Source organism: Aeromicrobium sp. PFPM2_SD2 (assembly GCF_057364525.1).
On record NZ_JBNFNZ010000366.1, the window covers coordinates 1 to 2,483 of the forward strand.

General features: G+C 72.5%; 1 protein-coding gene and 1 pseudogene. Both read right to left on the reverse strand.

Annotation, left to right across the window (positions count from 1 at the left end):
• Positions 1–1,952: bifunctional metallophosphatase/5'-nucleotidase (locus tag AC2W7G_RS13650; RefSeq protein ID WP_485868917.1), on the reverse strand; the 1,952-nt coding region annotated here is incomplete at its 3' end.
• A gap of 181 nt (positions 1,953–2,133) precedes the next feature.
• Positions 2,134–2,340, reverse strand: a pseudogene (locus AC2W7G_RS13655) (DUF3151 family protein); the annotation flags it as partial.
• Between the last annotated feature and the right edge of the window lie 143 nt (positions 2,341–2,483).

Consider the following 2,483-nt stretch of genomic DNA (forward strand, 5'->3'; position numbering starts at 1 on the left):
CCGGGGGCGCCGGCCCGTCGTCGTGCTGGCGGCCTTTGCCCGACCAGACGGGCACCGAGAACGTGGTGCCCCGTCGGCGCCGTGACGACCGTCAGCGTGCCGGTGCCCATCGCCGTCGTGGGCGCGGTGACCGTCGCCGAGCCGCCCGTGGCGGGGAACGCGTCCAGGTCGGTGGTCTCGCCGCCGACGGTGAGCGAGGCGGTGACCGAGGTCGTCGCCGGGGTGCCGCGCGAGGTGAGGTCGAGCTTGGGGAAGGTCACCTTCAGCTCGTCGCCGAGGGCGACGTCCGTGTCGCCGGAGACCTTGATCGCGTGGCGCTTGAAGTCCGGCGCCACCGGGGACTCGGCCTTCAGGTAGTCCATCCACGCCTGGTAGTCCGGCAGCCCGGTGTCGAAGTTCGTGCCTTGGGTGAAGGCGCGGAAGTTGTCGCCGCCGGCGCCCAGGAAGCTGAACGTCGCGACCCGGTACGTCTTGTCCGGGTCGAGCGGCTGGCCGTCGATGGTCAGGCTGGTGATCCGGTCGCCCCGCTCGCGCGAGTCGTCGTAGGTGTACTGGACGTTCCGGGACGTGCCCAGCTGCAGGTACGAGCGCGAGGGCACGGTGCCGTCGAGGTTCGTCTGCCACTGCTGCTCGAAGACCTGCTTGAGCGCGGAGCCCTTGAGGCTGACCGAGCTGAGCGTGTTGTTGAACGGCAGCACCGCGTTGGCCTCGGCGAAGGTGATGACGCCGTCCTTGTTGACGTCGGCGTCGGCGCCGGTGGAGCCGGCGTAGAACAGCTCCGCGCGCAGGCCGCCGGGGTTGGCGATGCCCAGGTCGGCGCCGACCTCGAGCTGCGAGACCTGGGCCAGGACGGCGTCGGCGACGAGGTTGCCGAGCGTCGACTCGTTGGCGCGGTCGTCGCGGGCCGTGCCGGCGTAGGCCGTCGTGATGTCGGCGGTGACGGTCGCGACCGGCTGGTCGCCGAGCGCCTTGGCCTTGGCCAGGGCGTCGTCGACGATCGTCTTGACCTGGGCCACGCGCGGGTAGGCGGCGACGAGGTCGGCGTCCGCCGTCGCGGTGCGGGCGACGTTGCCGGCGGTGTACGAGACGACGTCACCGCTGTCGGGGTCGACCTTCAGCTGCACCTGGCCGATGCGCTCGCCGTAGCTGCCGGTCTGCACGACCGGCCGGGTCTTGCCCGCCACGCCGGGGACGGGCGCGTTCCAGGCGTACTCCTTGTGGGTGTGGCCGGTGAAGATGGCGTCGACCGACGCGTCGGTCTTGGTGACGATGTCGGCGAAGGCGCCGCCGTCGGCGACCTCCTGCTCGAGCGTGGTGGTCGAGGACGTCTTGAAGCCCGCGCCCTCGTGGTACGAGGCGACGATGACGTCCGGCTTGTCCGCGGACGCCTCGAGCTGGCGGGCGACGCGGTTGACCGCCTCGACCGGGTCGCCGAACTCCAGGTTCGCGACGCCGGCCGGCGAGACCAGCGAGGCGGTCTCCTCGGTGGTGGCGCCGATGACCGCGACCTCCTGGCCGGCGACGGTGAACGTCTCGTAGGCCGGCAGGACGGTGTCGGTGGTGCCCTTGCGGTAGATGTTCGCCGCGACGTGCGGGAAGTCCGCGGCCGCCTCGACGCGTCCGGTCAGGTCGGCCTCGCCGCCGTCGAGCTCGTGGTTGCCCACGGCCGAGACGGCCAGGTCGAGCGTGTTGAGCACGTCGATCGTCGGCTGGTCCTGCTGCGAGGACGAGGCGAACAGGCTGGCGCCGATGTTGTCGCCGGCCGACAGGAAGAGGGTGTTGGCCTCGCCGGCAGCGGCGCGCAGCTGCTCGATCGTGCCGGCCACCTTGACGGTGTTGGCGTCGATGCGACCGTGGAAGTCGTTGACGTCGATCAGGTTGATGGTGACGGGGTCCGCGGCCTGGGCCGGCGAGGCGACGGCGAGACCGCCGACGCTGAGGAGGGCGGCCACGCCGATGGCCGTCCTGCGACGCAAGGGGTTCACAGGGGTCCTTTCCGAGACGGCGCCTCCCACGGGCGCACGTCCGGAACCCTAAGACCGATGCGGGGCCCCTCGGCCGAGTTTGCCGAAACGTCACCGAGTGGACACGACGAGGCCCCCACGACCGGGTCGTGGGGGCCTCGGGCGGCGGTCAGGCCTGGACGAGCTCGGCGTACGCCTCGGGGCTGGACTCGCGCAGGAACTCGCGGCAGCGGTGCGCCTCGGGCTCGTCGCCGAGCCGCTCGGAGGCGGTGGCCAGCACGGCGAGGGGCGCGCAGGAAGCCGCGGTTGGGCTGGTGCGACCACGGACCGGTCCGTGCCCCTTCCAGCCGTTGCGGCGCAGCAGGTCCAGCGCGCGGTGGTAGCCGGTGGCGGGCGTAGGCGTAGCCCCTCGACGTCACGGTCCTCGTCGAGCGCGGCCTGGGCCCAGCAGCGACCAGGCCAGCGTGGACGCGGGGGTGCTCGCGCACGACGTCCTCGAGCGGGGTCGCCGGCGGCCAG